Consider the following 6502-nt stretch of genomic DNA (forward strand, 5'->3'; position numbering starts at 1 on the left):
CGAGCCCTGGGCCCGGCCGCCGCTCGACGGCGTGCCGCTCGCGCTCTCGCCGCCGGGCCGCCGCACCGGCCAGACCGTGGCATCGGCCGTGGACACGTCCACGCCCTGTGCGCTCAGCTCGGTGCGCACCCGGTCGGGGAAGCCGACCTGGGTGCGCGGGTTCTCGAACACCTGCCGCAGGTGCAGGCCGCTCCGGTCGGCGAGCCCGGCCAGTTCGGGGGAGAGGGTGGCGAACGCCGCGGCGAACCCGAGGTCGTCGTTCTCGCAGCGCAGCGTCCCGTCCGGTGAGGCGTGGTAGACGTGCGTCGCGCCGTCCGGTTCGCGGACCTCCACGCGGACGTGCTCGCCGAGCAGGCGCGACCGGACGCGGGCGTCCATGAGCGAGCCCCACGGCCTGGCGGGGTCCGCCCGCTCCGTACGGGACGGCCGGGCGGCGGCCTGGGACGGGCCCACGAGCTGCCACTCGGGCCCGAGGTTCCCTCCGGACTCGATGACGGCGACCATCGCCTCGAAGTCGCTCTCGGACATGACGGCGATCACCTCGCCCGTCGCCGCGCCGGGCAGGTGGACGGGGTCGCCCTGCCTCTTCGGCCCCTCGGGGGTGAGCGCCTGCCTGACGACCGTGAGGTCGTAGCCGGCGGTGAGCTGGACGATGACGGCGCTGTCCGTCTCGAACAGGCTCATCTCCCTGCGGTTGCCGCCCGCGTCCGTCACGCCGGCCGAGGACTGCTCGCCGCCCGAGACGCCGAGGCCGAGGCCGGTGGAGGCGTCGTCGACGCCGGTGCCGCCGCCGATCGGGAAGGCCATCCCGCCGCCGGTGGCCGAGCCGGTTGTGCGCTGGATCCGCCAGACCTGGCCGATCTCGACGCCCTCGATGCCGCGCGCCAGGACCTGGAGGCCGAACTGCGACGCCTTGATCCGCAGGTCCACCACGCGGTTGCGCAGCCCGTCGACCGGCAGCCGCATGGTGTGCCCCTGCTCGCCGGTCATCCGCTCGAACAGGGTGGTGGCGGCCGTCGCCGACAGCAGGTTCAGCAGCTCGGTCTCCACCAGGTGGACGTCGTCGCCGAGCAGCTTCCGCTTCGACAGGGCGTCCACGACCGCCCGGTACAGGTTCGCCCTGACCGAGCTGACGAAATAGCTGTGCACCAGCGGGACCTGCCGCGGGTCGAGGGTCCTGGCCGGTTCGGCGGGCAGCGTCCCGGCGGGCCGGGTGAATCCGGAGGGCACCAGCCGCACCATGTGGCCGGTGAGCTCCACCGGGGCCGTCGTCGCGGGGCCCGCCTTGGTGTCCAGTCCGGACGCGCGGGCCCGCTGGGGCGTCCGCTCCACCTCGATCACGAGCCTGACGCCCTGGCGGACCCGGTCCATGCCCCTGAACCTGGCGAAACGCTGGAGGCGGGTCTCCTGCTCGCTCGACGAGCCGGTCGCGGATCGGGCCCGGTCGGTGCCGACGCCGCCGTTGTCGCCGTGCCCTTCGGCGGCGGCGTCGCCGGCGGTGCTCACCGCGTTGGTGGCGGACCGGGTCTCCGACCTGCCGTGCTCCTCGTAGGTGTAGTCCTGGACGATCGACCCGACCTCGTCGGTGCTCTCCAGGAGGACCGCGGGCTCGTCGGTGAACTCGGCCCGTACGCTGACGACGATCTGCTCGCGCCTGCCCAGCTCGTCGAAGGGCGTGTGGTAGCGCAGCCGCGCGCCTTCATCGCTGATGATGTTGTCGATCAGCCCCCACCAGCGGTTCTCCGCGAAGATCTTGCGGAGGCTGTCCGGTATGGCCGGGTCGGCGAGCGCCGCCGGAGCGGCCGACGCGACGGCGTCGCGTACCGCGTCGAGCAGTTCGACGTCCTCGCCGTCCCGCTGGAGCCGGATGTCGTCGACGAGGGTGACGCCCATCGCGTGCATGAAGAACGACGGCAACTCGACCTCGCGCGCCGCCGTCACCAGCTCGGCCGCCCTGGTCAGGAAGTCGTCCACCCGGGTGAGGGCCGAGCCCGCGTCCACGAGCGGCTTCAGCGCGTTGATCAGCGCCATCGGCGTGTGCCTGTCCGCGTTCGGCACGGGCGCGGTGGCCTGCGGCAGCTCCGAGAGGTAGCGCTTGGCGAGCGGTACGGCCACTCCGCGGTCGAGCTTGAGGTTGCCGTCGAGGAACCGCTCGACCGCGTCGGCCACCTGGTGCACCGGCAGGTCGAGGGTGCCCTCGGCGTACAGGCGCAGGGCGTGGCGCTCGGGCACGGTGTAGAGCATGGTGCCGTCGGCCGTCCTCTGGACCGGCAGCGCCCCCGACTCGCCGCCGGTGACGTCGAAGCCGACCGAGGCCAGGAAGACGTACTTCTTGCCCGTCTCGATCGCCAGCCGTTCCCTGCCCCAGATGGACAGGTCGTTCCGCGAGCGCGACCCCCCTCCCGAGTGGTTGCCGCCCGCCTTGCCACCCTCGCCCGCGCCGTCCGCGTGCTGGGCGGCCGTGCCGAGCGATGCCTCCACCTTCCCGCCGGACGACCTCTCCGAGGTGACGCCCATGCTCGACAGGGTGAGGTTGATGATGCCGCCCACGTCGTCGGTGACGCCGACGAGCATCGACTGGCCCGGCGTGCCCCTGACGGCGATGGAGCCCGTCCTGGGTGAGGCGCCCTGTGGCCGGACCGCGAGGTCCGTGCCGTACGGGGTGCGGAACAGCTCCGGGTGCGCGACGAGGCTTCGGACGTTCAGGAACTCGGCGAGGTGGTGGAAGGCGGGCGAGTCCGCGCTCGACAGCGTGGGCAGCATCGCCCGGGCGACGTCCTGGAGGTTGCGGGAGTCCAGGTGCTGGACGGTCGCGTACCGCATGACCTCGTCCGGGGTCGGGCTCCAGGTGCCGGGCGGTGGCGCGTCGATCTCCGGCAGCAGGTCGCTGGAGATGAGGACGCGGGCGCTTCCTTCCAGCTCCGCGAGCGGCTCGGTGTTCCCGTCGCCGTCCAGCAGGTCCACGCGGGCGGTGTGTGGGATGTCGAAGATCGCCACGGGTGAGGTGCTCTCGGTGAGCTTCACCCCGTTGATCGTGAGGCCGGTCGTGTGGGAGAGCGTGCGCGAGCCGTCCCTGCCGCCGCCCACGCCGAGATTGGGGCTGATCCCTTCGGTGTTCTCCGGCAGGTGGTGCTTGATCCCGGCTCCGCCGCCGTAGCCGAGGTTCTCGGTACGGCTGTGCGACCAGACGTTCGTGTCGGAGCCGATGTCCAGGTTGACCACGGCCTGCGCGTCGGTGGTGCCCGCGAACGTGGACCGGGGGTTGCCCTCGCCGTCCGTGAAGTGCTGGTCGAGCGTGATGCGGAGGGTGACGTGCCGCGGCGCGCGACCGTGGCGCCGGACCACCAGGTCCACCAGGAGGCCGCCCTGCACCGCCTGGTCGTAGCCCGACTGCAGGCGCTGGGCGGACAGCTGCTCGGCGATCTCCCGCTCGTTGACCAGCTGGCTCAGCCGCTCCAGCGGGTCGGAGGAGTAGGCGGGCTCGCCGTTGACGAGCGGCGCCAGGATGCCCTTCTCGCGGAGCTTCGCCTCGGTGGCCGCGCGGAGCTTCTCCGCCTCCTCGATGCCCTGCACCAGCGCGGGTCCGGCGCCGCGCAGCCTGCCCGGCTCGTTGCCGTAGAAGGACGGCAGCTCGCCCCTGCGGCCCTCCGGCGGATCGGGATCGGGGTCGTCGCGGAACACGGGCCGGCCGTCGGGGTCGAAGGTCAGCGCCTGGGCGTCGACGGGCAGGCCGTACTTGTGGGCGTCGGACTCGGGGAACCTGAACAGGCCCTTGCCGGAGCCCTTGATCGGGGCGAGCACCTCGTCGTCGTCGATCAGCCGGGCCGTGACCTCGAAGTCGAACTCCAACTCCACGCCCTGGGTGTGGCCCGTGTAGCGCTGGACGCTCGGGTGGTAGGTGACGCCGTTGACGCTCAGCCCGTCCGAGGCGGCGGCGCCGGTGCCTGCCCTGCCGTTCGGGCCGGCCTTCGCGGCGTACTCGTCCTCCCCCGGGACGGCGTCGAACGGCGCGAAGCCGACGTAGCCCGTCGAGACGGACACGCCACGGGAACGGCCGGACGACTCGCCGCCCGTGGCGCTGCTGACGTCGACGCGCAGCCGTTCCTGCCAGTGGTAACGGCTGGCCGGGCCGACCCGCGTCGCCGTCCGCAGCCGCGGCACGGCCTTGATCTGCAGGTGGGCGAACGGGCGCCCGCCGACGTTGATGATGCGCCGCACGCCACGCGGGTCGTCGACCGCCTGCCGCATGCGGCTGTACAGGTCGTCGATCATGGCCGTGTAGAGCTGGCGGCGGGCGACGCTGCCAGGCGGGAAGTGCCTGTCGCCCAGGGCGCGCGCCGTGTCGTCGGCCAGCTTGATCAACCCGGTCAGGCCGAGGACCACGTGCTCGGGGAAGGGCGTCCTGCCCCGCTCGTCCTCGGGGAGCCGCGCCTCGCGGAGCGGTGGGGGCTCCATGTACGCGTGGGAGACGTACGTCCGCAGGCTCGCGGCGTCGTCGTGGGTCCCGTAGGCCACGGTCACCTCGGGCGACCAGCCCTGCCCGACGGACGTGCGGACGCGTACCTTCCAGGTGGCCTGCGCGTCGAACGGCGTGGACTCGCCGCGGTTGTCCTCGACGCCGCCGTCCAGCCCGGCCCTGCCGGCGTTGCCGGTCAGCGACCGTCTCATTTCGGCGTCGAACGAGACGCTCAGCTCGAACTGCTTGAGGAACTCGGTCAACTCGCCGGGTGGCAGCGCCGCGAACCACCTGTGCAGCTTGACGCCGGCCGTCCCGCCGCGGCGGAAGTTCGCGGTGGCGCCGACGGTCCGGCCGCCCTGGGGGAGGACGCCGTTCATGATCTCGGAGGCGACCTTGGTGGAGTCGAGCACCTCGACCAGGTCGGTGACCGAGAGCTGGACCAGCACCTCGCCCGGCTTGCGCTGGCCCACGCCCAGCAGCGCGCCCTCGCCGGAGACGACCCGGCTGAACTCGGCGCGCAGCGTGCGGTCCAGCGCGTCGGCCGTGAAAGTGTGGTCGATCCCGCGCTCCTCCATCAGGTCGTTGAGGGTGAGCGTGAGCCTGTTCAGATGCGGCAGCCGGTCCGCCGGCACGAAGCTGGGCTGGGCGGCCAGCGCGGGCAGCGCCAGCCGCAGGGCCTCCTGGAAGTCCGTCAGCCAGCTCCTCGCCTGGTCCGCCAGCGCGTCGAGCGCGCCCGGGTCGGGCGTCGTGCCCTGCCGGAGCGCGGCGAGCAGCTCCTCGTACGCCTCTCGCGCGTGCCCGGCGTAGCCGTGCGCGTCCTCGTACGCCCGAGCGATGCGCAGGTGCCGCTCCTGCGTCGCCAGCGACTTCTCCGCCTCGGCCATCGCCTTCCTGGCACGCTCCTTCGCGCCCCGGTCCCGCTGGCCCATGGCCTTGTCGTAGTCCTCCAACCTCTCCTCCGCCTGCCGCTCCGCGGCGGCGGCGGTCGCCAGCTTGGCTCCCATGCGCAGGTGCAGGCCGCCCTCGGTCCTGGACAGCGAGTCGATCGTGTGCTGGATGTACGAGGTCAGGTCGGAGAGCGGCGTGCCCGGCGCGCTCGGCGCCACGGCCGCCAGGTGCTGGCCGCCCGACCACGGGGGCAGCGGCGGTGTCTGACCCCGCTCGCTCAGGTCAGCAAGTAACCGCTCGATCTCGTGGGCCCAGCGGTTCTTCTCGTCCATCGACGAGGCCGCGCGCCACTTCCTGGACAGGAAGCGGAACTCGTTGAGCCGCGGCACCACGCACTCGTCCCGGCCCTCGATGGGACGCGTGCGAGACACCCACCGCCGCAGCACCCCCTGCGCCGAGCCCGCCGCCGCGGCCGCCCGGGTCTGGCCGCCGTGCGAGATGTCGTGCACGACCGCCCGGTAGAGGGACTCGTTCGCGGTGCGCGGCGCGATCCGCATGACGATCGGGTCGCCGCTGGAGCCGGTGCGGATCTCCGACTCGGCCACGTTGCCGGGACTGACGCGGCCGATCTCGATCCGGTAGTGCAGCGGTCCGTGGGCGCGCGTCTCGACCACCATCAGGGACGACGGGTCCGGCCAGCTCAGGCTGAGCACCTCGCCGCCGAAGTCCGACAGGTCGAGGTCGGACGTCACCGCCGCCTGAACCTCCGCCACCGTCACGGGGGAGTGGTGCGCGGGGCGCCTGCGGCCCGGCTCGAACAGCGAGTTGCGGATCTGCTGGGCGGGGACGGTGCGCGGGCGGCCCGCCCCGTCGGGGGCCGTCCCGTTCGGCCCGGTAGTGGACGTGCCGCCCGGGGACGTGCCGCTCGTGGACGTGCCGCCCGGGGGCGTGCCGAGGGCGGCGAGGCGGTCGGCGATCTCCTGGGCGGCGACGCCGTAGAAGCCCGCGCGCAGGGCGTTGTCGGGCCCAGGCGATCTGGCCGCCAGGTCGCTCGCGATCCGGTCCGCGCGTGGGGAGCCCGCGGTGTTCCAGTCGCGGCTGTGCGCCGCCGCCTCGTCGGCGGAGCCGGGGTCGGCGTCGGCGAGCCGGTCGAGC

At 73.3% G+C, this 6502-nt stretch carries 1 protein-coding gene; it reads right to left on the reverse strand.

What is annotated here, in order from left to right:
- A partial coding sequence (locus tag DQW85_RS29900; protein WP_162795484.1) for a hypothetical protein occupies positions 1–6502 on the reverse strand: 6502 nt, incomplete at both ends.

The organism is Nonomuraea lactucae, from assembly GCF_003313395.1.
Taxonomy (GTDB): domain Bacteria; phylum Actinomycetota; class Actinomycetes; order Streptosporangiales; family Streptosporangiaceae; genus Nonomuraea; species Nonomuraea lactucae.